This is a genomic window from Rhodospirillales bacterium (assembly GCA_016699855.1).
Lineage (GTDB): Bacteria > Pseudomonadota > Alphaproteobacteria > Reyranellales > Reyranellaceae.
This window is the reverse complement of record CP064988.1, coordinates 4,631,024-4,656,509: the sequence shown is the minus strand read 5'-3', so window position 1 is coordinate 4,656,509 and position 25,486 is coordinate 4,631,024. Positions and strand designations below refer to the sequence as shown.

At 71.4% G+C, this 25,486-nt stretch carries 28 protein-coding genes; 17 read left to right on the top strand and 11 right to left on the bottom strand.

Going from position 1 to position 25,486, the window contains the following annotated elements; all coding sequences use genetic code 11:
- The first annotated feature begins 23 nt into the window (after positions 1-23).
- Together IPK81_22040 and IPK81_22035 are read left to right on the top strand one after the other, a co-directional pair.
- Entirely contained in the window at positions 24-1,622 is a 1,599-nt protein-coding gene (locus IPK81_22040) for an ABC transporter substrate-binding protein (GenBank protein QQS12164.1), read from the top strand.
- A gap of 7 nt (positions 1,623-1,629) precedes the next feature.
- Positions 1,630-2,364 carry an SDR family NAD(P)-dependent oxidoreductase gene (locus IPK81_22035; GenBank protein QQS12163.1) on the top strand — a complete coding sequence of 245 codons (735 nt, stop codon included), beginning with the start codon at positions 1,630-1,632 and terminating at the stop codon, positions 2,362-2,364.
- A gap of 15 nt (positions 2,365-2,379) precedes the next feature.
- On the opposite strand, the gene IPK81_22030 is transcribed toward IPK81_22035, so the two are convergent.
- Entirely contained in the window at positions 2,380-2,754 is a 375-nt protein-coding gene (locus IPK81_22030; protein QQS12162.1) for a hypothetical protein, read from the bottom strand.
- Between IPK81_22030 and IPK81_22025 the strand changes: the two genes are divergently transcribed.
- Together IPK81_22025 and IPK81_22020 are read left to right on the top strand one after the other, a co-directional pair.
- Entirely contained in the window at positions 2,741-4,039 is a 1,299-nt protein-coding gene (locus IPK81_22025) for an OpgC domain-containing protein (protein QQS12161.1), read from the top strand. The genes IPK81_22030 and IPK81_22025 overlap by 14 nt on opposite strands.
- Before the next feature lie 18 nt (positions 4,040-4,057).
- The gene (locus IPK81_22020) at positions 4,058-4,876 is read left to right on the top strand and encodes an SGNH/GDSL hydrolase family protein (protein QQS12160.1); all 819 of its coding nucleotides are present in this window, start codon (positions 4,058-4,060) and stop codon (positions 4,874-4,876) included.
- A gap of 82 nt (positions 4,877-4,958) precedes the next feature.
- Here IPK81_22020 and IPK81_22015 read toward each other — a convergent pair whose 3' ends face one another.
- The 4 genes from IPK81_22015 to IPK81_22000 all read right to left on the bottom strand — a co-directional run bounded on the left by IPK81_22015 (position 4,959) and on the right by IPK81_22000 (position 7,371).
- Positions 4,959-5,846 (bottom strand): NYN domain-containing protein, encoded by an 888-nt coding sequence (locus IPK81_22015; GenBank protein QQS12159.1) that lies wholly within the window; start codon positions 5,844-5,846, stop codon positions 4,959-4,961.
- Positions 5,847-5,943: 97 nt separating this feature from the next.
- The gene (locus IPK81_22010; protein QQS12158.1) at positions 5,944-6,186 is read right to left on the bottom strand and encodes a hypothetical protein; all 243 of its coding nucleotides are present in this window, start codon (positions 6,184-6,186) and stop codon (positions 5,944-5,946) included.
- 188 nt (positions 6,187-6,374) lie between these two features.
- Positions 6,375-6,641, bottom strand: a complete 267-nt coding sequence (locus tag IPK81_22005) for a CsbD family protein (protein ID QQS12157.1) — start codon at positions 6,639-6,641, stop codon at positions 6,375-6,377.
- Between the two features lie 139 nt (positions 6,642-6,780).
- Positions 6,781-7,371, bottom strand: a complete 591-nt coding sequence (locus IPK81_22000; protein QQS12156.1) for a hypothetical protein — start codon at positions 7,369-7,371, stop codon at positions 6,781-6,783.
- Positions 7,372-8,043: 672 nt separating this feature from the next.
- On the opposite strand from IPK81_22000, the gene IPK81_21995 reads away from it, so the two are divergent.
- The 4 genes from IPK81_21995 to IPK81_21980 all read left to right on the top strand — a co-directional run bounded on the left by IPK81_21995 (position 8,044) and on the right by IPK81_21980 (position 10,910).
- The gene (locus tag IPK81_21995; protein ID QQS12155.1) at positions 8,044-8,706 is read left to right on the top strand and encodes a Crp/Fnr family transcriptional regulator; all 663 of its coding nucleotides are present in this window, start codon (positions 8,044-8,046) and stop codon (positions 8,704-8,706) included.
- A gap of 135 nt (positions 8,707-8,841) precedes the next feature.
- A complete protein-coding gene (locus IPK81_21990) occupies positions 8,842-9,624 on the top strand; it encodes a Crp/Fnr family transcriptional regulator (protein ID QQS12154.1) in 783 nt (260 codons plus the stop codon).
- Positions 9,625-9,819: 195 nt separating this feature from the next.
- Positions 9,820-10,185, top strand: a complete 366-nt coding sequence (locus tag IPK81_21985; protein QQS12153.1) for a PRC-barrel domain-containing protein — start codon at positions 9,820-9,822, stop codon at positions 10,183-10,185.
- Positions 10,186-10,439: 254 nt separating this feature from the next.
- The gene (locus tag IPK81_21980) at positions 10,440-10,910 is read left to right on the top strand and encodes a hypothetical protein (protein QQS12152.1); all 471 of its coding nucleotides are present in this window, start codon (positions 10,440-10,442) and stop codon (positions 10,908-10,910) included.
- Between the two features lie 158 nt (positions 10,911-11,068).
- Here IPK81_21980 and IPK81_21975 read toward each other — a convergent pair whose 3' ends face one another.
- Positions 11,069-13,597: a hypothetical protein gene (locus IPK81_21975; protein ID QQS12151.1), complete on the bottom strand. Its 2,529-nt coding sequence runs from the start codon at positions 13,595-13,597 to the stop codon at positions 11,069-11,071.
- A gap of 264 nt (positions 13,598-13,861) precedes the next feature.
- Here IPK81_21975 and IPK81_21970 point away from each other — a divergent pair, with 264 nt between their 5' ends.
- The 6 genes from IPK81_21970 (at position 13,862) to IPK81_21945 (ending at position 16,614) form a co-directional block, all read left to right on the top strand.
- On the top strand, positions 13,862-14,026 hold the full coding sequence (locus IPK81_21970) for a DUF3309 family protein (protein ID QQS12150.1): 165 nt from the start codon (positions 13,862-13,864) through the stop codon (positions 14,024-14,026).
- Between the two features lie 51 nt (positions 14,027-14,077).
- Complete coding sequence (locus IPK81_21965; protein QQS12149.1) at positions 14,078-14,302, top strand: hypothetical protein; 225 nt, start codon at positions 14,078-14,080, stop codon at positions 14,300-14,302.
- Positions 14,303-14,318: 16 nt separating this feature from the next.
- Positions 14,319-14,636 (top strand): hypothetical protein, encoded by a 318-nt coding sequence (locus tag IPK81_21960; protein ID QQS12148.1) that lies wholly within the window; start codon positions 14,319-14,321, stop codon positions 14,634-14,636.
- A gap of 13 nt (positions 14,637-14,649) precedes the next feature.
- Entirely contained in the window at positions 14,650-15,066 is a 417-nt protein-coding gene (locus tag IPK81_21955) for a hypothetical protein (GenBank protein ID QQS12147.1), read from the top strand.
- Between the two features lie 11 nt (positions 15,067-15,077).
- Positions 15,078-16,235 (top strand): AI-2E family transporter, encoded by a 1,158-nt coding sequence (locus tag IPK81_21950; protein QQS12146.1) that lies wholly within the window; start codon positions 15,078-15,080, stop codon positions 16,233-16,235.
- 115 nt (positions 16,236-16,350) lie between these two features.
- Complete coding sequence (locus IPK81_21945) at positions 16,351-16,614, top strand: GlsB/YeaQ/YmgE family stress response membrane protein (GenBank protein ID QQS12145.1); 264 nt, start codon at positions 16,351-16,353, stop codon at positions 16,612-16,614.
- Between the two features lie 13 nt (positions 16,615-16,627).
- Here the strand turns inward: IPK81_21945 and IPK81_21940 are convergent, their stop codons facing one another.
- Entirely contained in the window at positions 16,628-17,449 is an 822-nt protein-coding gene (locus IPK81_21940; protein QQS12144.1) for an alpha/beta hydrolase, read from the bottom strand.
- A gap of 256 nt (positions 17,450-17,705) precedes the next feature.
- Here IPK81_21940 and hemA point away from each other — a divergent pair, with 256 nt between their 5' ends.
- A complete protein-coding gene (gene hemA / locus IPK81_21935; GenBank protein QQS15214.1) occupies positions 17,706-18,935 on the top strand; it encodes a 5-aminolevulinate synthase in 1,230 nt (409 codons plus the stop codon).
- A gap of 10 nt (positions 18,936-18,945) precedes the next feature.
- Here hemA and IPK81_21930 read toward each other — a convergent pair whose 3' ends face one another.
- Together IPK81_21930 and IPK81_21925 are read right to left on the bottom strand one after the other, a co-directional pair.
- Positions 18,946-19,938, bottom strand: a complete 993-nt coding sequence (locus IPK81_21930; GenBank protein QQS12143.1) for a 2-dehydropantoate 2-reductase — start codon at positions 19,936-19,938, stop codon at positions 18,946-18,948.
- 31 nt (positions 19,939-19,969) lie between these two features.
- Entirely contained in the window at positions 19,970-20,962 is a 993-nt protein-coding gene (locus IPK81_21925) for a 2-dehydropantoate 2-reductase (protein QQS15213.1), read from the bottom strand.
- A gap of 161 nt (positions 20,963-21,123) precedes the next feature.
- Here IPK81_21925 and IPK81_21920 point away from each other — a divergent pair, with 161 nt between their 5' ends.
- Entirely contained in the window at positions 21,124-21,936 is an 813-nt protein-coding gene (locus IPK81_21920; protein ID QQS12142.1) for an SDR family oxidoreductase, read from the top strand.
- Positions 21,937-21,939: 3 nt separating this feature from the next.
- Here IPK81_21920 and IPK81_21915 read toward each other — a convergent pair whose 3' ends face one another.
- Positions 21,940-23,166: an MFS transporter gene (locus IPK81_21915; GenBank protein ID QQS12141.1), complete on the bottom strand. Its 1,227-nt coding sequence runs from the start codon at positions 23,164-23,166 to the stop codon at positions 21,940-21,942.
- Between the two features lie 163 nt (positions 23,167-23,329).
- Between IPK81_21915 and IPK81_21910 the strand changes: the two genes are divergently transcribed.
- Positions 23,330-23,752, top strand: a complete 423-nt coding sequence (locus IPK81_21910) for a hypothetical protein (protein ID QQS12140.1) — start codon at positions 23,330-23,332, stop codon at positions 23,750-23,752.
- A 102-nt stretch (positions 23,753-23,854) separates the two neighbouring features.
- Here IPK81_21910 and IPK81_21905 read toward each other — a convergent pair whose 3' ends face one another.
- On the bottom strand, positions 23,855-25,477 hold the full coding sequence (locus IPK81_21905) for an AAA family ATPase (protein ID QQS12139.1): 1,623 nt from the start codon (positions 25,475-25,477) through the stop codon (positions 23,855-23,857).
- Between the last annotated feature and the right edge of the window lie 9 nt (positions 25,478-25,486).

Genomic DNA, 25,486 nt, shown 5'->3' with positions numbered 1-25,486 from the left:
CAGCGCGCCGCAGGAGGCCGACCATGACCAACACCCTGTCCCGCCTGGGCCGCCGGCTCGCCGTCGCCGCGACGCTGGCCGCGACATCCCTCGCCGCGCCCGCCCTCGCGCTCGATCCGCCGCTGAAGACTCTGCGGGCGGTGATGCACTCCGACCTGAAGATCCTCGACCCGATCTGGACGACGGCGCTGATCACCACCCACCACGGCAGCATGGTCTACGACACGCTGTTCGCGATGGACGCCGACCTCCAGGTCCGTCCGCAGATGGTCGAGAAGTACGACCTGTCGGCCGACAAGCTGGTGTGGACCTTCACGCTGCGCGACGGGCTGGAGTGGCACGACGGCGCGCCGGTCACGGCGGAGGACTGCGTCGCCTCGTTGCGGCGCTGGGGGGCGCGCGACAATCTCGGCGGCAAACTGATGTCGCTGGTGGCCGAGCTGGCTCCGCTCGACGCGAAGACGTTCCGCATGACCTTGAAGGAGCCCTACGGGCTGGTGCTGTCGAGCCTCGGCAAGACCGGCTCCAACGTCGCGTTCATGGTGCCCAAGCGCGTCGCGCAGAGCGACCCCAACACCCAGTCGACCGACACTGTCGGCTCCGGCCCGTTCATCTTCCTCAAGGACGAGTGGAAACCGGGCGAGCGCGCGGTCTACGCCAAGAACCCGAGATACAAGCCGCGGGCGGAGCCGGCTTCGGGCATGGCCGGCGGCAAGGTCGTCAAGGTCGACCGCGTGGAATGGGTCTGGATCCCGGACGCCAACACCCAGGTCAGCGCGCTGATCGGCGGCGAGATCGACCTGATCGAGATCCTCTCGCCCGACCTGCTGCCGCTGCTGGCCAAGGAGAAGGACGTCCGCACCGAGACCGTCAACGTCGCCGGCCGCCAGTACGCGATGCGCTTCAACACGCTCCACAAGCCGTTCGACAATCCGAAGATCCGCGCCGTCGCGCTCGTGGCGCTGAGCCAGAAGGAGTTCCTCGACGCCAACATCGGCGACGCGAAATGGTACCGCGAGTGCAAGTCGCTGTTCCCCTGCGGTTCGCCGCTGGAGTCGACGGCGGGATGGGACGACAAGCTGACCGGCGACGCGGCGAAGGCGCGCAAGCTGCTGGCCGACGCCGGCTACGACGGCACGCCGGTGTCGCTACTGCACCAGACCGACATCCCCGGCCACAGCAACCTCGCCAACGTCGCCAAGGTCCAGCTCGAGAAGGCCGGCTTCAAGGTCGACCTTCAGACCATGGACTGGCAGACGCTGGTGGCGCGCCGCGCCAAGAAGGATCCACCGGCCAGCGGCGGCTGGAACGCGTTCTTCACCTCGTGGAGCTCGCTCGACGTGCTCAACCCCGTCGCGACTACCTTCCTGAACGCCTCCTGCGAGAAGGCGACGTTCGGCTGGCCGTGCGATCCCGCGCTGGAGAAGCTGCGCGACGAATTCGCGCGCGAGACCGATCCCGCGAAGCAGAAGGCGATCGCCGAGAAGGTCCAGCGCCACGTGCTGGACTTCCCCACCCACGTGCCGCTCGGCCAGTTCACCCAGCCGACGGCGTTGCGTACCGGCGTCGCCGGACTGCTGCGCTCGCCTGTGATCGCGTTCTGGAACATCGAGAAGAAGTGAGGCGGGCGTGACCGCGACGCTCGCGGGCCGCGTGGCCCTGGTCACAGGCGCGTCACGCGGCATCGGCCGCGCCGTCGCCCTGGCGCTCGGCGCGGCCGGCGCCGACGTCGCGGTGAACTTCCGCGCGAAGGCGGCGGAGGCCGACGCCGTCGTGGCGGCGTTGCGCGCGCTCGGCCGCCGCGCCGTGGCGGTCGGCGCCGACGTCTCCGACGCCGCCGCCGTCGCGGCGATGGCGGCGCGCGTCGAAGCCGAACTCGGTCCGGTCGATCTGCTCGTCAACAACGCCGGCATCGGCGTCACCCGCGGCGTCGACGATCTGACCGAGGCGGATTTCGACCTGACCCTGGCGGTGAATCTCAAATCGGCCTTCCTGTGCACGCGGGCGGTCCTGCCGGGGATGCGCGCCCGCGGCTGGGGCCGCATCGTCAACGTCACGTCGGGCGCGGCGCGCGGCGCCGGCGTGATCGGCCCGCACTACAACGCCTCCAAGGCCGGCATGGAGGGATTGACCCGCGGCTACGCCGCGCGCGTGGTGAAGGAAGGGATCACCGTCAACGCCGTGGCGCCATCGCTGATCCTCACGGACATGGTCGCCGGCGCCGCCGAGGCGCGCGCCAGGCTGGTGCCGGTCGGCCGCCTCGGAACGCCGGAGGAGGTCGCGCAGGCCGTCGTCATGGTCATGGGCAACGCCTACATGACCGGCCAGACCATCCAGGTGAACGGCGGCATGCACTTCATCTGAGGCGGCGCGGCGCCGTCAGTCGCCGCACCGGGTGAACGTCGCCAGCGGTCTGCCCGTGTCCACCAGCAATCCGTCGCGGACGAAGACCGTGCCGCCGCTGGATACCGAATCGACCGTGTTGAAGCGTCCGCCGACCCCGCGGATCACCACGTCGATATGCCCGCCGCCGGGCAGTTTTTCACGGATGGCGATCCGGTCGGACGCGACGATCCGCGCGACGCTGATCGGGTAGGTGGGACCCTCGCGGCCGTTCGGCTCCATCAATGTCCGCGATACGCGGTCGTCGTCGGCCAGGCGGTAGACGACCGTGGGGTTGTCCGCGGAGGGCGGCCGCGCGCAATCGACCGCCAGACGTCCATTCAGACCGAACGCGGCCATGGCGTCGGCCATCGGCCCCGCCCGCGCCGCGTCGACCGGCGTGAGAACGCCGACCGCCAGAACCACCAGCGCGAAAAGCCGCATCGTCCACCTCCATCGCCTCGGCGGGACGATAGCACGCCGCGGGGCGGGCGCGCCACCGGAGACGCCGCGCGGCCGCGATCTGCGCCTCGACTTCTTCCGCGGCCTCGCGCTGTGGTTCATCTTCATCGACCACGTGCCGGACAACGCGCTGAGCTGGCTGACGGTGCGCAACTACGGCTTCAGCGACGCCACCGAGATCTTCGTCTTCATCTCCGGCTACACCGCCGTGATCGCCTATTCCGGCATCATGCGTCGCGACGGCTGGGCGCGGGCGACGGCGCGCGTCCTGGGGCGGGTCTGGCAGCTCTACGTCGCGCACATCATGCTGTTCATGGTCGTGTTCGCGGCCGTCGCCTGGGCCGCCGCGACCCACACCAAGGGCGATTCGTTCCTCGAGAACATGAACCTCTCGGGTTTCGGGCAGTCGCCCTACGAGTCGCTGCTCCAGGCGGCGCTGCTGAAGTTCCGCCCGGTCAACCTCGACGTGCTGCCGCTCTACATCGCGCTGCTGGCGTCGTTCGCGGTGACGCTGCCGCTGGTCGTGCGCCACCCGTGGCTGACTCTCGCGGCCTCGGTCCTGGTCTATCTCGCGGCGCGCCGGTTCGGCTGGAACCTCCCTGCCCATCCCGCCGGCCAGACCTGGTACTTCAACCCGCTGACATGGCAGGTGCTGTTCTACGCCGGCGCCGCGTTCGCCTCGCTGGGCGACATCACCCGGCGGCTCGGCAGGGCCCGGCGCTGGATCGACTTCGCGGCCATCGTCTATCTTGCCGCCGCCGCCTTCGTGACCCTCGGATGGTACCTGCCGGCGGTCGGCGCGCTGCTGCCGGACGCGGTGGGCCGGTTGATCTACCCGATCGACAAGACAAGCCTCGACCCGCTCCGGGTCGCCCATTTCCTCGGCGTGGCGTGGCTGGTCGCCCGCGCGACCCCGCCGGACGCCGCCTTCCTGCGCCACTGGCTGGCCCATCCGCTGCGCCGTTGCGGCGAGCAGTCGCTGATGGTCTTCTGCCTCGGCACCTTTCTGGCCTTCGCCGCGCACGTGGTGGTCGAGACGTGGGCCGAGCCGGGCGAGCATCCGCTCGCCCTCGACATCACCGTCAGCCTGGCGGGACTGGCTATAATGGTCACCGCCGCGTATTATGCGCGCTGGTACAAAGGCTCGGGCGCTCCGCCTTCCGTGGCGACGCCGCCGCGTCGCGCCGCCGCCTGACCGCCAACCGAGGTCGCCTTGCCGCCGCCCCGCAGCCTCCTGGACAGCAACAACCAGCCTCCGCCGTGTCCGGCGCCACCGTCACCGACCCGTCGCCTGTGGGCCGGTGTCGCGGTCGCTCTCGCCGCGCTGACGCCTCCGCTGGCGCCGGCGCGCGCCGCGCCCGAGAAATGCCCCGCGTCGGCGAAGAACCTCGAGCTCGGCGCCGCGCTGCCGGTCACGCGCGCGGCCCTGCGCGAGCGAAAGAACGTGGTCGTCGTCGCGCTCGGCTCGTCGTCGACCCAGGGGCATGGCGCCACCAGCGAGGCCAACACCTTTCCGCGCCAGATGGATATCCAGCTGCGCCGGCGCTACGCCGACGTGAAGGTGGGGTTCACCGTCCTCAACCGCGGCGTCGGAGGGCAGGACGTCGACGAGATGATGGAGCGGATGGACCGCGACGTGCTGGCCCACAAACCGGATCTTCTGATCTGGCAGGTCGGCACCAACGCCGCGATGCGCGGCATGCCGGTCGACGTCTTCCGCGCGCGCGTGACCGCCGGCGTGCGCCGCGCCAAGGCGGCGGGCGCCGACGTCGTGCTGATGACGCCGCAATACGTGCCGGCCGTCGTCTCCCTCGCCAACGAGGAGGACTACATCACCGCGCTAGAGGAGATCGCGCGCGAGACCGGCGCCGGCCTGTTCCGGCGCTGGGGCATCATGCGGGAGTGGGTGACCGGCGAGCGCATGCCCTACGCGCAGTTCATGATCCCCGACGGTCTGCACCTCAACGACTTCGGCCAGCGCTGCATCGGCAAGCTGATCGCCAAGTCGATCGAGAGGGCGATGGGGGACTGACGCGGCGACGCCGATCGCCGGCGCCCTCCCATCGCGTTGCGGCCGGCGATGGACGTAGGCGTCGGGTTCGCGGCCGCGTGACTCAGGAGATCTTGCCGATCACCGGCGCCTTGCCGACGACGGGGGTGCGCCCGGCGGGCTTCGCGGCCGACGGTGACGGCTTGTCGACGGCGGGCGCGGTTGCCGGCGCGGCCGTGGCCGTCCCGCCCGCGGCGGCCGGCGCGCGGCGCGCCACCGGCTTGGCGCGGATGTAGACACCGCCGGCGTCGTTGCGCCGCACGTCGAACGCTCCGGCCCGCTCGACCAGATCGCCGAGGCGGGCGTGGCCGTAGGTCCTGGGATCGAAATCGGGCGCGAGGATCGCGAGCCGCTGCCCGACGCGGCCCAGCGCCACCCAGCCGTCGTCGTCCTCGAGCTGCGCGATCGCCGTCTTGATCAGCGGCGCCGCCTCGCTCGGCCGCTGCTTGCCGGCGGGCGCCGTGCGCGCCGCGCCGGGCCGCGCCGGCACGTCGGCGGCGGGCAGCGCCGGCAGCAGGTTCTCGGTGTAGACGAAGCGCCGGCACGCCTGCCGGAACGCCTCCGGCGTCTTCTGCTCGCCGAAGCCGTAGACGTCGACGCCCTGCTCGCGGATGCGCGCCGCGAGCCGGGTGAAGTCGCTGTCGGAGGACACCAGGCAGAAACCGTCGAACCGGCCGCTGTGGAGCAGGTCCATGGCGTCGATGACGAGCGCGATGTCGGAGGCGTTCTTGCCCGTGGTGTAGGCGAAATTCTGATGCGGCATGATGGCGAAGGTCGACATCACGTCGGCCCACGCCTTGAGCCGCGTGCCGGAGAAATCGCCGTAGATCCGCCGCACGCTGGCCTCGCCGATCTTGGCGATCTCCTCGAAGAGCCCGGAGGCGATGCGCGACGACGCGTTGTCCGCGTCGATCAGGACGGCGAGGCGGGGCGCCCGGGGTTCGATGGCCATGCCGGATTGATGCCACAAATTCGCCGGGGCCGCGACCCCCGCCGGATCGCCGTCCACTGGAACCGGCGCGTCCGCCGCGGCGACGGATACGGCCACGTCACCGCCAGATCGGCTTGCCGAGATCGATCTGGTCCGGGCGGGTGAGGCCTCCGGTCGCGCCGCCGACGACGGCGCCGATCGCCGCGCCTTCAAGCGGAGCCCCGACGACCAGGCCGCCGACCGCGCCGACGCCGGCACCGATACCCGCGCCGCTCACGAGGCGGTCGCCCGTGGACTCGCCGCAGGCGGTCGCGCCGACGAGCAACAGCGCGAACGCGCCGATGGATGCGAGCTTGTTCATGACGTTTCTCCATGCGACGGGCCGACAGCCCGTCAGCCGGCGACGAAGGTCGCCGGTCGCTCCACGTCATGATCGGGTCATGGCGCGTTGAAACGGGAACGCCGGTGAAACGCGGCGATCAGGGCACCCAGGTCGGCGCACGCCGTGGCGGCATCCGGACTTTGCCCGGCGCCGCGGGTGGATGGTCTCTACTTTTTCACGGCGGCGGCGAGCGCGGCGACGGCGGCGGCGATATCCGTCTTGGCCTGGGCGTCGGCACGCGCGCTCGATGCCTTGCGCGCCTGCTCGCGCGCGACCGCCTCGTCGAGGGCGCCGGCGGCGCTCTGGATTCTTCCGGCGGCCTTGTCGGCGCGACCCTCGGCGAGCATCCGGGCGTCGCTCAACGCCTCGCCGATGCCGGCCTTGATGGAGCCCGCGGCCTCTTTCGCCGCTCCCGCGATGCGGTCCTTGTTCATGATGCCGTTTCCTTCGAGCGCGGGCCGGTGGATACCGCCATGCTTTACATGGGAAGCGGCGCTATCGAATGCCATCCATAACTTCGGTCACGCTACCGGATGCGCCGTTCATCCAACGGCCAACGTGAACGGCGCACGTCTACTTGCTCCACGACCCGACGAATACTTCGGCAGGCGGCGCATCGGACGCGGGCGGCGGCGCCGGACGGGTCGGACCGGACCATACGATCGCGGCCGGCCGCCAGTCCTCCTGGGCGGCGATCGATCCCTCGAACGCGAGCGACGCGGCGCGCAGGCGCCCGCGGGCCTCGTCCTCTGAGATGCCGACGATCCACGCGGCCTGGCCAACGGGAAAATCCGCGAGGTAGACCAGCAGAAGCACCTCGCGCGAGACCGGCGGCAGCACCGCGAGCCGAAGATCGATCCACCCAGCGCCGACGGCCGCCGCGGTCGGCGCCATCGGCGCGAGGCCGCGGCAGATCTCGCGGAACACCGCGAAGCACTGCATGCGCGTGTAGTCGTCGGCGGCATGGACCGGCGGCGACGCCAACAGCGTCTCGAGGAAATGCCGGACGCAGCGGTCGCCGCCGGCCGGCGAACCCGCGAGCGCGCACGCATAGGCGCGCAGACCTGGAAGAACGGCGGCGACCGCCTTCGATCTCGCCGCAGCGGCGTTCGCGTCGGGCGCGGCGCCGACTGGAAACCCGCGCGCTTCGTTTCGATCGTTCATCGGTTTGCCACTTTCGGCGGCCAGTGGCCGCCCGTTGCGCACCGGCGTCGTGGCCGATGCGGTCCGCCCGCCTCGCCGCGCGAGGCCGGGCCGTTCCGCCCTCACCGACGGGCGGAACTATCAATCAGCATAGGGCGCCGCGGCGACGGTACTGTCCGGAACCGGACAGTGGGTCGTGTATCGCGGCGGATGATCGGGAAAGATCCCGGTTCGCCGCGTGCGAGGCGAACCGGGAAGGTCACTCCTGACGGTCGCCGCCGGAGCGAGAGAGCTCGGCGCCGGCGCGCGGGCCGTGGAACGTGACGATATGTTCGAGGGCGGGAGCGCGCGGACGTACCTGATCCACTAGCTCGGCACGCGCCCCGGCACTGTCCACTTTTGAACACTTCGCACGGCGGTCCGCCGCTACGAAGGCCCTCCCGGCGTCCACCCGGCGCGCCTCGTTGAAAACGCCGGCGACGTCAGCCAGTATGATGCGCTCGCAAATTGCGCGACCGATATGGCCGCGTCGCTGTCCTGACGAGGAGAGTGTCCGCGCGAAATCATCCAGGAGAGTTGACGATGGCCCGTGCGAAAGCACGCGAATCCAGACCCGCGGCGACCGCCGGGAAGGTCCCCGCCGCGTCGACGACCAGGAAGCCGGCTAAACCCCGGGCGACCGCGCAAGCCGCGATGCCGGCCCTCGACGTCGCGAAGTCCGTCGGCTTCGACCCTCAGGCTTTCCTGGCGACGATGGGGGCCGGACGCATCAAGCAGGAGTTCAAGTCGAAGGCCGCCATATTCAAGCAAGGCGATCCCGACGACGCGGTCTTCTACATCGAGAAGGGAAAAGTCGCGCTCACCGTGGTCTCCGAAGGCGGCAAGGAAGGGATGGTCGCCATCCTCGGCCCGGGGGATTTCATCGGCGAGGGCTGTCTCGCCGGCAAACCGCGCCACATGTCCACGGCGCGCGCGGTCGGCGCGACCACCGCGATCAGGATCGAGAAGGACGCCATGATCCGCGTGCTCCACGAGCAACCCGCGTTCTCGGAGCTGTTCATGGCGTTCCTGCTGGCGCGCAACATCCGGATCGAGGCCGATCTGGTCGACCAGCTGTTCAATTCCAGCGAACGACGCCTGGCCCGCCTCCTTCTGATGCTCGCGAACTTCGGCAAGGAGGGATCGATGGAGACCGTGATCCCGAAGATCAGCCAGGAGCTGCTCGCGACGCGCATCGGCACGACGCGCTCGCGCATCAACTTCTTCATGAACAAGTTCCGCAAGCTCGGCTTCATCGAGTACAACGGCAGCCTCAAGGTGCACTCCTCGCTGCTGCGCGTCGTCGTCCACGACTAGGAACGCGATTCGCGGCGACGCGTCCCGGCCGCGTGTCGCTAAGTGGACAGCGGACGGCGCCCCGATCGTCTACGCGTGAAGCCCTACCCGCGCTTCGAGCGCCGGTTCTCCCGTCGACATCGCGGAGAAATTGACATGGCACGCAGGAACGGCCGGATCACGCCGTCACGGAACGCGGCGGCGGCGAAGGCGGGCGCGGCCAACGGCGCGAAACGCGGGAACGGCAACGGCACCACGGACAACGTGAAGCGCGCCAACGGCTCGACGTTCGCGGACGCCCCCGGCTTCGACGCCGGCGTGTTCGTGAGGACCATCGGCGCCGGACGGACGCGCGCGGTGCACACGGCGAAAACGGCCATCTTCCAGCAGGGCGATCCCTGCGCCTGCGTTTTCTACATCGAGAAGGGCAAGGTCCAGATCACCGTCGTCTCGAAGCAGGGCAAGAAGGGCCTCGTCGCGACCCTCGGTCCGGGCGAATTCTTCGGCGAGGGCTGCCTCGGCGGCCAGCGCCGCCACCTGACGTCGGCGCACGCGATGGTCGCGTCGACCATCACCAGCATCGAGAAGGCCACGATGGTCCGCACGCTCCACGAGCAACCGACGTTCTCGGCGCTGTTCATGGGCTTCCTGCTGGCGCGCAACATCGAGATCGAGTCGGACCTGATCGACGAGCTGTTCAATTCGACCGAGCGCCGGCTCGCCCGGATGCTGCTGGTGCTGGCGAGGTTCGGGCGGCCCGGAAAGCTGGCGGCGGTGATCCCGAAGATCGACCACGACGTCCTGGCGGGGCGCATCGGCACGACGCGCACGCGTATCGGCTACTTCATGGCCAGATTCCGCAAGCTCGGCCTCATCGCGTACGACGCGGGCGGCATCAAGGTGAACCCCTCCCTGCTGCGCGTCGTCGTCCACGATTGATCGCCGCGCGCGGGACTCGGGAACCCCGCCCGGCCGCCCCGCGTTGACACCACGTCCGGCGATCCGGACGGGACGACGCGCCATCCACGTCTCCCGCGCGCGCGGCGCCAGCCGCGCACCCATGGCCGCCCGATCGGACGCCGTCGCGACCACCCGACGGTCGGAGCCATTTTTTCCCAGAGGAAGGATTCCACCATGACGGACATGACTGCGAACACCGCGGGCAATCTCATCGCCGCCGAGAGCGTCAACGGCACCAGCGTCTACAACACCAAGGGCGAGAAGCTCGGCGAGGTCGAGGACATCATGATCGACAAGGCCACCGGCAAGGCGATCTACGCCGTCATGTCGTTCGGCGGCTTCCTCGGCATGGGCGAGAAGCAGCATCCGCTGCCGTGGTCGACCCTCAAGTACGACGCGCGCAAGGGCGGCTACGTCGTCAACCTCGACAAGAAGATGCTGGAGGCCGCGCCGACCTACGAGGGCGACGGCTTCAACTGGACTCCCGAGTACGGACGTTCGGTCGACAAGTACTACGGCGCGCCGGCGTACTGGCTCTAGCGACATCGCGCACGAACGACCGGGGCGGCCAAGGGCCGCCCCGTTTTCGCGTTCACAGTCGGGCATGTCCGGAATTGAACAGCCGGTGCCGGCGCGCCCCGCTAACGATAATGGAAGGGCGATCCGCACCCCGGCCGTCCGAACGCCCCAGGCGCCTGAGCCGTTTCGATACGGAGCGCGCGACACAACCGCCTCGGGCGGCGTGGCGAAGCCGACAGGCGCGGGGTCCCGCCGACACCGAGAGACGATCCGCCATGTCTTTGAGCTCGCTATCCGAAGGCGAAACCCGGGCATCGCCCACCGCGCCGGACACATCCGGGAGGCGACCTCAAACCGGCCGCCACGATGGTCGCGAGACCCTTCGGGGCTTCCTCGCGGAGCTGACCGCGCTACGCAAGCGACTCAAGGAGGCGCAGCGCGATATATTTCCGCCGCTGGACGACGATCTCGAGAACCTGCGCGAGGCGTTGCGCACGGCCGCCGCGGATCTGCGGCATGCCCGCGCGGCGTTGTCGTGGCAGATCGGTGGCGGTGAGGTGCGCGCCGCGCTCGCCGTCGAAATGGCGAAGGCGGACCCCGTCGACGGCGGCCGCGGGATGGACGCCTCTCACCGGGCTTCCGTGTCGGTGTCCGCTCGAGAGGCGCACCGCGCTTCGGGGCATTCCACCCCTGCCGCCACGTCTCCATCGACAGTCGCGTCGACCGCCGGGCTCACGGAACGCTAGGTCGCTCCACGCGATTGGCGACGGTCCGAGACCGCCGGCGCCGACCGACCATGAAAGGCGTTGGCTGCCGGATCGCCGCAGTCCCCGCCCAGCGTCATCTCAGGACAGCCTTTCGCCGCTGGCGGCGGCGCGCCTGGGCATTCCGCCGCCAACCACCTTCAGTTCTTGCCGCGGTCGCGACGACCGCCGCGGCGCTCGGCGGCCTCGAGCTCGGCGCGTACCGCGATCACGTCGCGTGACGTCCGGTCGACACCCTCCGCCTCCGCGACCGCCCGCTCGGCGGCATCGAAATCGTTGCGGCCGATCGCCTCCCGCGCCCGCGCCACCAGCGCCCCGACGCGAGCCGCGAGCTGCGGATTGGCGTCGGGCTTGGCCTCGGCCGGCTTCGCGACCGGCGGCGGCGGCGCCTCGGCTGGCTTCGCGGCCGGCGGCGGAGCGCCACCGGTCTTCGGTTCCGGCGGCTTCGCGGCGGGCGGCGCATCGGCCGGCTTCACCTGCGGTGGGCGCGCCTCGGCAGGCTTCGTCTCCGCTGGCTTCGCACCGGGCGGCGTCTCGGCCGGCTTCGTCTGGGGCGGACGCGCCTCGCCGGGCTTCGCTTCCGGTTTCGGTGCCGGCTTGCTCTCGGCCGGGCCGGTCTGCGGCGGACGCGCCTCGCCGGGCTTGGTCTCCGCCGGCTTCACGTCGGTCGGCTTCGCCGCCGGCGGCCGCGCGTCGGCGGCACGCCGCGCATCGACCACGCGTCGCGACAGGTCGGCCCAACCGACGTAACCGGGAGACCGGCGCCGGCCGTCGGCGATCAGGCGGTCGGCGTCGTCGAACTGCCGGCGGGCGATCGCCGAGTCGACGGAGGCCGCGAGCGCCCGGATGTCCGACTCGTCGCGCTGGCGATCCGCCCGTTGCCGTTCGATATCGGCGCGCGCGATGGCGATCTCCGGCGCGCCGGGCGTCAGGGTGTTGGCCTCGTTGAGCATCGCCGCGGCGCGGGTGAAGTCGCCTTGCGCGGCGACCTGCCGGGCCTGGGCGACCAGCGCGGCGGCGCGGTCGCGACGGTCCCGCTGCTCGCGCGTCTGGCGGTCGTCGCCGCCCCGCGCCGCGGTCAAGCGGCGACGGTCGTCGTTCCAGCCCGGATAGGTCGGGTAGCGCGCGGTGCCGTCCCGCAGGTACCGGTCGGCGTCGTCGTAGCGGCGCGCGAGGATGGCGGCCTCGATCGCCAGCACAAGCAGCCGGATCTGGTCGTTCTGGCCGCCGGCACGGGCGCGGGCGCGGCCGAGATCGGCACGCAGCTGATTCGCCTCCGGCAGGCCCGGCGCGGCGTCGTCGGCGAGCGCGAGCTGGCGCTCGGCCTCGTAGAAATCGCCCCGCTCGAGGGCGCGGCGCCCGGTGACCACGGCGGCCCGGGCGCGCGTCACCCGGCCCTGCCATTCAGCGCGCTGGCGGATCTGCGCCAACTCGTTGGCCTGGGCGCGGAAGCCGGGATCGTTGGGATACCGCTGCAGCGCCTCGGCGATCAGCCCCTCGGCCTCCCATAGCGAATAGGTCGACAGCGCCCGCTCGATGGCGGCGTTGTACTGGTAGCGCTCGCGGTAGCGCTGGCCGCGTTCGGCGCGGAGCTGCGCGATCTCGGCGCGCGCGCTCGTCGTCTCGGCCAGGCCGGGGGAGAGGCGGTCGGCCTCCTGCAGGAACCGCTCCGCGCCGGCGAAGTCGCCGAAGCGCGCCAGCCGCCGCGCCTCGACGGTCAGGCCGCGCGCTTCCTCGGCCCGCGCCTGACGGTCGCGCATCGCCTTGACGTTGACCAGCCGCTGCTGGAACGGCGCCCAGGTCGCACCGTAGCCGGGATAGCGCCGGACCGCGTCGGTTAGCAGACGCTCCGAGGTCACCGCGTCGTCTGCGCGCAGCGCCTGGTCGATGGCGGCGGCCAGCGCGAGCCGGTCGGCGTCGCCGGGCGCGGCGGCGGGCGGCGGTGTCACGGCCTGGGGCGGCGGCGCTGTCGTCGTCGCCACCCCGCGCGGAAAGTCGGTCATGGCGAGCGTCGAGCGCTCGCAATCCAGCCGGTCATCGACATCGACCTCGGGCTGGACGCAGGTGATCACCGCGCCGGCCGCGTCGCGCAGCCAGATCTTCTCGCGCCCGTCCTGACGCGCGACGCCCATGAACGCCAAGCGGTACTCGGTGTCGCGCGTCGCTGGAAGCTCCGCGCAACCGGTCTCGGCGCACCAAAGTATCTGCGAGCGGCCGCCGCGGACGTCGACGTTACGAAGGATCGCCGTGCGGCCGGACACCTTGTCGGCCTGCTTGACCTGGAAGGTCCCGAGATACGCCGAGTCGCCGGCGCTCGAATCGAGACGGGCGCACTTGTCGTCCATGCAGGACAGCACCACCGGCCGTCCCTTGTCGTGCGATGGATGCTGGAAGGACAGCAGGAAACGGCGGTCGGCGAAGCCCAGCGGCGCGATCTCGGCGGCCAGCACGTCGCGCTCCGCCATCCCCTCGACGCGCAACGGCTTGCAGATCGAGTCCGCGACGCAGACCCACGGCGCGCCAGCCAGACGGAACACGTGGGTCGGCGGCGCGCCACCGAACATCAGCGGCGCGTAGCCCGTCGGTGGAAAATCCTGCGCCGCGGCGGGGACGGCCAGCCCCGCGCCGAGCGAGGCGATGAGGGCGAAGCGGATGGTGGTCGCGTTCAAGTGGTCTCTCCCGTGCGGACCTACCGGTCGGCGCCAACGGAACGCGGGCGGCATCGCCGGGTTGCGTCCGACCCCAAAACAAGGCCCGGGCGTGACGCGAGCGGCGAACATCGCCGCCGTCGCCCGCCCCTGCGCTGGCGGGCGGCGGCGGCGGCGGAACCCGCGGCCCGTTCCGGCGTTCATGCTCTAGGCGGCGTTCCGGATCGGCCGCCCCGCGCCGCGAGGCACGGCAACAGGTCTGATCCCGCCACAGGAGATACGACCATGTCGCTTGGCCTCATCCTCATCATCGTGCTCGCCGTGGCCCTGCTTGGCGGCTTCAGCGGGCGCTTCGGCGGCTATGGCTACGGTTTCGGCCACGGTGGCGTGGGCGCGCTCGGCACGGTTCTGATCGTCGTCGTGGTGCTCATGCTGCTGGGCAAGATCTGAAGCGACCGGAGATACCGGTCCATCGAACTCGAAGAGGGGGAGCTGAAAATGATGAAACCGCTGGCCATCGCCGGAGTGGTGCTGATCGGACTGGGAATCGCGGGCCTCGCGCTCGGCCGGTTCTCGTACACCACCGAGAAGGCCGTGATCGACGTCGGACCGATCAAAGCCACCGTTGATGAACGCCACAGCATCGCCATTCCCGACATCGCCGGTATCGCCGCGATTCTCGCAGGCGGGTTGCTGGTGTTCCTCAGCCGCCGCTCGGTCGCCTGACCGGAAGGACCCGCACGTGCCGAGCATGCCAAAGGACAAAGCCGACACACCGGTCGACCTCGACGCCGTCGTCGAGGATCTCGCGGCGCTGCGACGCGATCTCGCCGCCCTGCTCGGCCAGATGAAGGACGGCGCCGTGCGCGGCGCCAATGCCGCCGCCGAGGACGCGATCGGCCGGCTCGGCGAACAGGCCGACCGGCTCTACGACGACGTGGCCGCCAGCGGCGGCCGCGCGGCGCGGCTGATCGGCCGGCAGGTCGAGGAACGGCCGGTGGCCGCCCTGTTGATCGCGTTCGGCCTCGGATTCGCGTTGAGCAAACTCCTGTCGCGCTGAGGATCCGGTGATGATGGGCACGCTCATCACGCTCGCCCTCCGGGCGGCCGTCGAATCCGGCGCCCAGAACGCCCTGCGCGACTCGGTGATGCGGGCCGTCATCGCCGGGCTGTGCGCGATGTGCGCCGCGGTGCTGACGCTGGCGGCGCTCGGCTGCGCGGTGGCCGCGCTGTGGATCCACGCGCTGCCGACGCTTGGACCGGCCGGCGCGCCGCTGGCCGCGGCCGCGGCGCTGGTTGGCGCCGCGCTGGCCGCGGCGGGCGCGGCGTGGCTGGTCCTCCGGCGGCCGCGACGCCGGGTCGATCCGACCACGATGCCGCGTCAGATGCTTGCCGAGGCGGGCCGCATGGTCGGCCAACACAAAGGCGCCGCGTTGCTGGCGGCGCTGGTCGCCGGCATGGTCGTGGCGCGCGGCGGTCGCGGACCGTGAGCGATCCCGCCATGGCCGTGCCTCCGGCGGTCACGCCGGGCTTGGCCGCGGCGCCGGGCGACGATCAACCCCGCGAGCTGCCGCCGGAGGTGCAGGAGCGCCTGGCGGAGATGCCGGTGCCGCAGGATATCCAGACCTTCCTGCTGACCGGCATCTTTCTCCTGCTCACGCTTTTCGCGCTCTACTTCACCGGCGAGGTGGTGCTGCCGATCATCTTCGCCTTCATCCTCTACCTCGTCCTGCAGCCGGCGATGCGCGCCTTCGCGCGGCTACGGTTCCCCAAGGCGCTCGCTGCGCTGGCTCTGATCCTGGCGCTGTTCGGCGGCGTCGGCGCGCTCGGATTCACCTTGTCGGGCCCCACGGCGGACTGGGTCGCCAAGGCTCCGGAAAGCCTCCGCCGCATCGAGAGCCGCCTGTTCGCGCTGAAGCAGCCGATCGCCGATCTCCAGCGCGTCGGCAAGCAGGTCGAGACGATCACCGAGGGACCGCCCAAGGACGGCGCGCCCGTCCGGGTCGCCGGGCCGGGCATCGACAGCCTGCTGTTCAGCGGCACGCGCTCGATGGCGGTCGGCCTGGGCACGACCGTGGTGCTGCTGTTTTTCCTGCTGGCGTCCGGCGATCTGTTCCTGCGCCGCCTCGTCGAGATCCTGCCGGCCTACAGCGACAAGAAGCAGGCGGTCGAGATATCGCGGGAGATCGAAGCCAACATCTCGAGCTACCTCGCGACCATCAGCCTGATGAACCTCGGCGTCGGCGTCCTCACCGGCGTCGCGGCCTACGCCACAGGGCTGTCGGACCCGATCCTGTGGGGCACGCTCGCCTTCCTGCTGAACTTCATCCCGATCATCGGGCCGCTCGCCGGCGCGTTCATCCTGCTCGTCGCCGGCCTCTTGAGCTTCGACGATTTGTGGCGCGCGCTGCTGCCGGTCGGCGTCTACCTCGCGATCCATCTGGTCGAAGGCCAGTTCGTCACGCCGATGCTGCTGGCGCGCCGCTTCATCCTCAACCCCGTGCTGATCATGGTCGCGATCGTGTTCTGGTACTGGATGTGGGGCATCGCCGGGGCGCTGCTGGCGGTGCCGCTCCTGGCGACCGTGAAGATCGTGTGCGACCGCATCCGGCCGCTGATGGCCTTCGGCCACTTCCTCGGCGGCGAGGCGCGCGACTGAGGCGGCGGCCCGCCTGTTCCCCGACGGCCAACTCCTGCATAGTGGCGGCGACGATCCGGGTCCACCCGAGGACGCGCCGCGCAGCGGACGTCCCGCCATAAGGAGCGCGCCGCCGATGACGTTCACGGGCTTCCTGATCATGCCGCTGGTCGGCGCCGCGATGGGCTGGTTCGCCTACCAGTTCATGGGCATCTATCCCTACGGGATCATCGTCAACCTGATCGTCGGCGCCGTCGGCGCCGTCGTCATAGGCGGAATTCTCGCGGCGCTGGGCTTCGCGCTCATCCCCGGCATCATCGGCGGCGTCGTGCTGTCGGGGATCGGCGCCGCCGTGGCGCTGGGCGTGATGAACTTCGTCTACCGCTACATCAGGTTCTGACGGCGCGGCCCCCCTACGACCGGATGAAGGCCAGCAGGTCAGCGTTGATCCGGTCCTTCTCGGTCGTCGGCAGGCCGTGCGAGCCGCCGGCGTAGACCTTCAGCGTCGCGCCGGCGACCAGCGTAGCGGCGCGGCGGGCCGAGGCGTCGATCGGGACGATCTGGTCGTCGTCGCCGTGGATGATCAAGGTGGGCACGTCGATCTTCCGCAGGTCGTCGGTGAAATCCGTCTCCGAGAACGCCTTGATGCAGTCCAGCTCGTTTTTCAAACCGCCCAGCATGCCCTGCAGCCAGAACGAGTCGCGCACGCCTTCCGACACCTTCGCGCCGGGGCGGTTGAAGCCGTAGAACGGCATCGTCAGGTCGCGGAAGAACTGCGACCGATCGGCGGCGACGCCGGCGCGGATGCCGTCGAACGTGGACATTGGCAGACCGCCGGGATTGTCGGCCGTCCTCACCATGATCGGCGGCACCGCGCCGACCAGCACAACCCGCGCGACGCGGCGGCTCCCGTGCCGACCGAGGTAGCGCGCGACCTCCCCGCCGCCGGTCGAATGGCCCACCAGCGTGGCGCCGGCCAGCTCAAGATGGTCGAGCAGCGCCGCCAGATCGTCGGCGTAGGTGTCCATCTCGTTGCCGTGCCAGGGCTGGCTCGAGCGGCCGTGGCCGCGCCGGTCGTGCCCGATCGTCCTGAACCCGTGCGAGGCGAGGAAAACCATCTGGTCCTCCCACGCGTCGGCGGTAAGCGGCCAGCCGTGGCTGAACACCACCGACGGACCGGCGCCCCAGTCCTTGTAGTGGATCGTGGTGCCGTCCTTGACCGTGATCGTCGCCATGATGCCGCCTCCGTCTGCGCCAGCGGCAGCCGGCCGCGCGCCGGCAGCCGTCTGGAGATAGGAACTCCGGGAGCCGGATACGAGTGGTCGCGCATCCCGTTCCGGCGACTGTTCGGTATCATGGTGGTGACCTGGTTAAGTCCTTACGCCGCATGCGGGATTGCGTGACCCCCGGCCGGGCGCCTGATATGAGTCAAGGCCGCAGGCCGGCCCCCAGGGCAGGATTTGCGCCATGGAAACGCGCGGGGAGCGCCGGATGGGCTTCGACTACGACCGGTTCTTCGCCGAGCGCCTCGGCGGGATGCGCCGCGAGGGGCGGTACCGCGTCTTCGCCAATCTCGAGCGTCTGGCCGGCCGCTATCCCATGGCGCTCTACCGCCCGCCGGCCGGCGCGCCGCGCGAGGTCGCGGTGTGGTGCAGCAACGACTATCTCGGCATGGGATCGCATCCCGTCGTGCTGGAGGCCATGCGCGACGCCATCGCCGCCCAAGGCGCCGGCGCCGGCGGCACGCGCAACATTTCCGGCACCAACCGTCTGCACGTCGAACTTGAGCGCGCGCTGGCCGAGCTGCACGGCAAGGACGCCGCGCTGGTGTTCACCTCGGGCTACGTCGCCAACGACACCACTCTCGGCACGCTGTCGAGCCGTCTGCCGGGCTGCCTGGTGTTCTCCGACGCGCTCAACCACGCCTCGATGATCGCCGGCATCCGCAACGGGCGCGCGCCCTGCAAGGTGTTCCGTCACAACGATCCGGCGCACCTGCGCGAGCTGCTGGCGGCGGCCGATCCCGACGCGCCCAAGCTGGTGGCGTTCGAGTCCGTCTACTCGATGGACGGCGACATCGCGCCGATCCACGACCTCTGCGACGTCGCGGCCCGCTTCGGCGCGCTCACCTACCTCGACGAGGTCCACGCCGTCGGCATGTACGGCGACACCGGCGCCGGTGTGGCCGAGCGCGATGGCGCTGGAGGGCGCGTCGACGTGCTCCAGGGCACGCTGGCGAAGGGATTCGGCGTGGTCGGCGGCTACATCGCGGCCGACGCGGCGTTGGTCGATTTCGTCCGCAGCGAGGCGTCGGGCTTCATCTTCAGCACCGCCATGCCGCCGTCGATCGCCGCCGCCGCGCTGGCCAGCGTGCGCCACGTGCGCGCGAACGGCGACCTGCGCGTCAGGCACCAGGAGCGCGCCACGACGCTCAAGCGCCGCCTGGCCGCCGCCGGACTTCCGGTCATGCGTTCCGCGAGCCACATCGTGCCGCTGTTCGTGGGCGACGCCGCGCTGTGCAAGGCCGCCAGCGACCGGCTGCTCGACCGCCACGGGATCTACATCCAGCCGATCAACTATCCCACGGTGCCGCGCGGCGCCGAGCGCCTGCGCATCACGCCCTCGCCGATGCACGACGACGCCCTGATGGACGCGCGGGTCGACGCGCTGCGCGAGACGTGGGACGCGCTGGCGCTGGGCGCCCGCGCCGCCGCCGAGTGACCGCCGCGCCTCAGTAGAGGCCCTTCGTCCGCGCACGGTGGACGATCAGCGCCACCACGGCGTCGAGCGACGGCGTGTCGACGCCGGCGGCGCGCGCGAATTGCTGCGGCGCCTTGATCAGCGCCTCCACCTCCATCGGCCGGCCGCGCTCGTAGTCCTGCAGGATCGACGGCTTGTGCGGCTGCACGATGTCCTTGGGGCCGAACATGCCCGGCACGTCGATGTCGACGTCGAAGCCGTGCGCGGCGGCCACCGCGACCGCCTCGGTCGCGATCCGCCGCGCCAGCTCCTGCATCGCGGCGTCCGCGTGGAACAGATCGTGGATCGACTCGCCCGACAGCGCGCACAGCGTCGAGCGCGACAGGTTGCGCAGCAGTTTGTTCCACGCGACCAGGCGGATATCGGCGGTGTCCGGCGAGGACATGCCGGCGTCGCGCAACGCCAGGCGCAGCGCCGCGACGCGCTCCGACGGGCGGTCGTCGATCTCGCCCAGGGTCAGCACGTTGCGGGTCGGCGTCTGGTTGCGCACGATTCCCGGCTCGACCACCTCGTTCGACGACAGCACCACCCCGCCGATCGTCCGCTCGAAACCGATCGCGCGTTCCAGCGCCCCGCCGGGATCGAGCGCGGATAGATCCGGCGGCGGCGGACGACCCGCCCGCAATCCGCGAGCGTACCACCACGGAATGCCGTTCTGCACGAACGCGACCGGCGTGACGGGACCCAGCAGCGGCGCCACCGACCCGGCCGACGCCGACAGCGCGTTGGCCTTGGTGGTGATGAACACCGCGTCCTGCGGGCCGAGATCGGCCGGCCTGTCGCTGGCGGCGACGCGGGCGCGGATCGCCGGCTGCGGCCCGTTGAAACGCAGTTCGAGACCGCGCGCGCGGATCGCATCGAGATGCGCGCCGCGCGCCACCACCGAGACCTCGTGGCCGGCCGCCGCGAGCCGGGCCGCGACGTGCCCGCCGATCGAACCGGCGCCGAAAACGCAGATGCGCATGCGATCCCCTTCAGTCTCGTCAACCGCGATCCTACGCGCCGCCGTCGCGGTCCGCGACCTTGCGCGCGAGCAGCGCCGCGATCGAGTCGAGGACCGGCGTCGGCACGCCGGCGGCGTGCGCGAAGGCGCGCGGCGCGGTCAGCAGCGCGTCGATCTCCAGCGGCCGGCCACGCTGGAAGTCCTGGAGGATCGACGGACGGTGCGGCCCGAACCTGCGCTCGGGCGCGAACATAGCGGCCGGATCGAGGTCGAACGCCATGCCGGCGCTCGTCGCGACCGACAACACCTCGGCGAGCGCCCGGCGCGCCAGATCGCGCAGCCCCGGATCGCGGTCGAGGATGTTCATGGGATGACCAGCCAGGCAGCACAGGGTCGAGACCGACGCGTTGACCAGCAGCTTGTTCCACGCCGCGTGGCGCAGGTCCGGCACCACCGGCGACGGGAAGCCGGCTTCGGCGAGAACGGCCCGCAGCGCCGCCAGCCGGGGCGTGTCGCGGTCGTCGATCTCGCCGACGAGGATGTCGTCGCGCGACGAGGAAACATGGCGCACGACGCCCGGCGCCGGCTGCTCGGCCGACGGGTACACGATCCCGCCGAGCACGCGCTCGAGGCCGACCGCGCGCTCCAGCGCGCCGCCGGGATCGAGGAAGCCGAGATCGGGCGGCGCCGGGAGCCGCGCCGGCGCGCGGCGCGGGTACCACCACGGAACGCCGTTCTGCAGGAAGACCACCACGGTGTCGGGCCCCAGCAGCGGCGCGACGCCGGCCGCGACCGACGGCAGCGCGTAGCCTTTGAGCGTCACCAGAACCACGTCCTGGCGCCCGAGATCGGCGGGTGAACCGCTGGCGGCGACGCGGACCGGCCCGACATCGCCGGCGCCGTCGACCCGCAGGGTCAATCCACCGGCTCGGATGGCGTCGAGATGCGCGCCGCGCGCGACCACGCCGACGTCGTGCTCAGCCTGCGCAAACCGTGTCGCGATTAGACCGCCGACCGCGCCGGCGCCGAATACGCAGATACGCATCGTGCTCATAAGTTCCTCTGCCGCGCGGCGGGTCGATCCGAGGCGCACTCTGTACACCATGGCGCCGACGCGTCGATGGGGATTCCCAACGTCCACCCTTTCGCGTTGACGGCGCCGCCGCGACGGGGTCGCATCACGACATCGGACGGAGGGAGATCGGAATGCCTGACGAAATGGCCACGGACTGGCTCGGCCTCGCGGGCCGCGTGTGCGTCGTGACGGGCGCCGGCGGCGGCATCGGCGGCGCGATCGCCTCGGAGTTCGCCCGCGCCGGCGGCAAAGTAGCGCTGCTCGACCGCGACGCCGCGGGGGCGGAGCGCAACGCGGCGGCGCTCGCGGCGACCGGCGCGACGGCCGTCGGGCTGGCCTGCGACACGTCCGACGCCGCAAACGTCACCGCGATCGCGGCTCGGATCGCGGCCGATCTGGGACCGGCCGACGTGCTCGTCAACGCCGCCGCGATCCTGCGGCCCGGTGGGCTCGACGCGGTGTCGATCGCCGACTGGAACGCCATGCTCGCCGTCAACCTGACGGGCTGCCTGGTCTGCGCCCAGGCGTTCGGCGCCGCGATGCGCGCGCGTGGACGCGGCGCGATCATCCATATCGCCTCGATCGCCGCCAGCAATCCGCAGCCCTTCAGCGGCGCCTACAGCGTGTCGAAGGCGGGCCTGGCAATGCTGTCGCGGCAGATCGCCCTGGAATGGGGACCGGCGGGCGTGCGCAGCAACGTCGTCAGTCCCGGTCTCGTGCGGACGCCGATGTCCGAGGCGTTCTACCAAGCGCCGGGCGTGCTCGAGCGGCGCACCGGGATGGTGCCGTCGCGCCGGGTCGGCACGCCGCGCGACATGGCAGACGCGACGCTGTTCCTCGCCAGCGACCGGGCGTCCTACATCAACGGGCGGGAGGTCGTGGTCGATGGCGGCCTCGACCAGGTGATGATGGGTCTGGTCCCGCGTCCGGGTTTCGGCGCCTAGGCGTCAACGCGCCTGCTGCAGGCGCTGCCGCCAGATCCCGGAGCGCGCGACGACGACCACCACGACCACCAGCATGCCGGCGCATGCCGCCAGCATCGCCGTGGTCAGGTCGTAGGCGCGCGCCAGCGCGCCGATGATCGGCGCGCCGATCGGGCCGCCGCCCATGAAGCCGAGCTGGAACAGCGCCAGCACGCGGCCGCGATGGCTGTCCGGCGTGGCCGACTGCACGATCACGCGGCCTTGCGTCATGGTCACGCCGGCGCCGACGCCCCAGACGAACACCAGCGCCAGCATGACCGGAAACGGCGGCAGCGCCGACAGCGCCGCGAGGATCGCCATGCCGCCGCACAGCGCGCAGACGACCGCGCGGCCGCGCCGCACGAGGCCCGCGCCGATCCGCATCATCGCGACGCTGGCGGCGATCGTGCCGGCCCAGAACGCGAAATTGACCATCGCCAGGCGCGCCGAGCCGCCGCCGTAGACGTCGCGCACGGCGATCGGCAACGCCACCATGAAGGTCGCGACGTAGAACAGTCCGACCGCGAACAGCAGCGCGATGACCGGCCAGATGGCGGCCGACCCGCGCGCCACGCGCAATCCGTCGGCCAATGCCGCCAGGCCGCGCGGCGCGTCGTCGTGGCGGACGATCGCGACCGGCGGCAGCCGCCACACGGCGATGGCGCCGGCCAGCACGATCAGCGCCTGCGCGCCGAGCAGCGCGGCGCCGCCGACGCGGTCCGCGAGCGTCGCCGCGGCGATGCCGAGCAGCTGGCAGATGAACTGCGCGGCGGTCGCCAGCGCGACGGCGCGTGGCAGCGGCATCGACGCCAGCCGCGGCAACAACCCGTCGCGCGCCGGGATGGCGAACGCGGTGATCGTGCCGACCGCCAGGCCGTAGGCGACGATCGCCTCGAAGCTCAACTCGCCGCGCCAGGCGAGGAGCGCGAGACCGCAGGGCGGCAGCGCCGCCAGCCCGTGGCAGACGAGAAGCTGGCGCCGCGGATCGCCGCTGTCGGCGACCGCCCCGCCCCACAGCATGAACAGGATCGCCGGGCCCATCAGGCACATCTGGGCGACGCCCATCCGGTCGGCCGGCTCGCGCAGCACGTCGGCGACGATCCACTGGACCATCACCATGCCGATCCCGAACGCCACGAACCAGCTTCCGAGGCCGGCGAGATAGGTCCGGAACTCGTCCGACCGCCGCTTATCCCCGTCCGTCCTGACCATCGATCCGCGCCCGCTTCGCCAAGCCCGCGACCATACGCCATGGCGCTCTGGACAAGCCTGGGGATAACCAATATCTTGCGGCTGCGGTCGAAAGCGACCCACCCCTTGTGGTAATAATATGGCCGGGCGCTCCGTCCCCTCGGATCCGGTGGGAGGGTCATCGATGACCCAGTTCAACCGCGCGACCCTCGCGAGGGTCCTCGAACTGCTCGGCAGCGAACACGCGGGCGAGGTCGTCGCCGCCGCCAAACTGGCGAGCGCCATGGTCCGCGAGGGCGGCTACTCGTGGGACGAGGTTCTGCGCGCCGACCTGCAGGCGAAGCCGGCGCCGCCGGCCGCGCGCCCGGAGATCGATGGTTACGCGGCGGAGGCGTTCACGCGGTCGCTGGGTCCCGGCCCGATGGGCATGCGGCGCGAGCGAGACCTCTCGCCCTACGAGCAGTTCTTCATGTTGCTGTTGAGCCCGCGCACGCCGACGCATGTGAAGAAGGAGCTGCGTGGCTGGGAAGCCCGCGTGCTCGACGGCGAGATCACGCCGCAGGAGAAGCAGGACCTGCGCTACCTGTTCAAGCAGTTCGTCGCCTAGCGCCGACGGCGGTCGAGCGGCGGCACCGGCGTCCCGAGCGATGATGCGGTGGTCCCGCTCACCCGCACCGTCGGCTTGCGGTGTCGACGCGCGGTCGCCGTCCTAGGCGGCTCCCGAAGCCGCGACTTCGCGCGACGCGTCGGCCAGGATCGCGGCGAGGTCGCGCGACGCGTCGAGCCGGGGCCATTCCATCGTCCCGAGATCGTATTCACGCTGGCGGCGCGCGACGGCCGACGTGGCGTCCGATGCGTCGCCGCGCCGCGACTCGATGCGCGACACCGCCACCGGTTCGGGAACCTCGAGCCACAAGCCGGTGAACGCGACGCCTGTGTCGCGGGCCACGCGTCCGACGGCGGCGCGCTCCTCGGGTCGCGCGAACACGGCGTCGACCACGACGGACTGCCCGGCGCGCAGGACCACGGCGGCGCGGCGCATCACCTCGGCGTAGGCGCGCGCGGAGCTCGCGGCGGTGTAGTGGCCCGGCGGCAGCGGCGCGTCCCAAGCGACTCCCGCCATCCGTTTGCGCTCGACGTCCGTGCGCAACACGATCGCGCCGGGCGCCCGGCCGAGTTTCGGCGCCATCGCCATGGCCAGCGTGGTCTTTCCCGTGCCGCTCAAGCCGCCGACCGCGACCAGTGACGGCGCGACCGGCGTCAGGAAGCCGACAGCCGCGGCCTGGTAGGCGCGCGCCTCCGCGCCAACGCGCGCGAGGTTGGCGGGATCGCCGCCCAGCTCGGCGGCGGCGGCGTCGACGAAGGCGCGCACGCAGGCGCGCCGCGCCAGCCACAGCGGCAGCAGCGCCAGCGCTTCGAGATTGGGCGCCTCGGCAGGGCCGTCGGCGCGCCAGAGGTAGTGGTTCAGCACGACGTTCGCGAGACCGCCGAGATTGCGCCGCGACAGGTCCATCAGCAGGAAGGCGAGATCGTAGAGGACGTCGATGGTGGCGATCCGGTCGCTGAACTCGATCGAGTCGAACGGCGTCGGCTCGCCGTCGACGAGGCAGACGTTGCGCAGATGGAGATCGCCGTGCACGCGACGCACCGCCCCCGACGCCTGCCGGCGGGCGACCAGCGGCAGCAGCGGCTCCAACATGCCGCGCATGCGCCGCTCGATGATCGCGGTCGCAGCCTGATCGAGCAACGGGCCGCGCGCGCGCATCTGCGCCGCGTCGGTCTCGACGGCCTCGCGGTAGGCGTCCTCGCCCGCGTGAGCGCGGCTGGACGGCGCCGCCTCGTGGAACCGGGCGATGGAGGCCGCCAGCCGCGCCACGAGATCGGCGGTGAGCCCGCCGGAATCGGCCAGACGCGAAAGCAGGCCGGCCTCGTCGAACCGCCGCATCACCACGGCCCATTCGATGGCGCGCGCCTCGTCGCCAACCGTGGCGTCCGGTTCGCGCACCGGCCCCAGAGCGGCGCCGTCCGCCGTCGCCATCACGGGCGCGACGCCGAGGTAGAGCGACGGCGCCACGCGGCGGTTGACGACGATCTCGGCGGCGCACATCGCGCGGCGGCGCTCCAGCGTGCCGAAATCCATGTAGGGGAAACGCACCGCGCGCTTGACCTTCACGACGCGATCACCGGCGAGGAACACGACGGAGCCATGCGTGTCGATGCGCGCCACCTTGTCGATGGCCCCGGTGTCGATCGCCGCGTAGGCCCCGGGTGCGCCCAGCGCCGCCAGCGCGGCGGTCTGGTCCTCGACGACGAAAGAGGCGTCGGCGGTCATGGCGTCCGG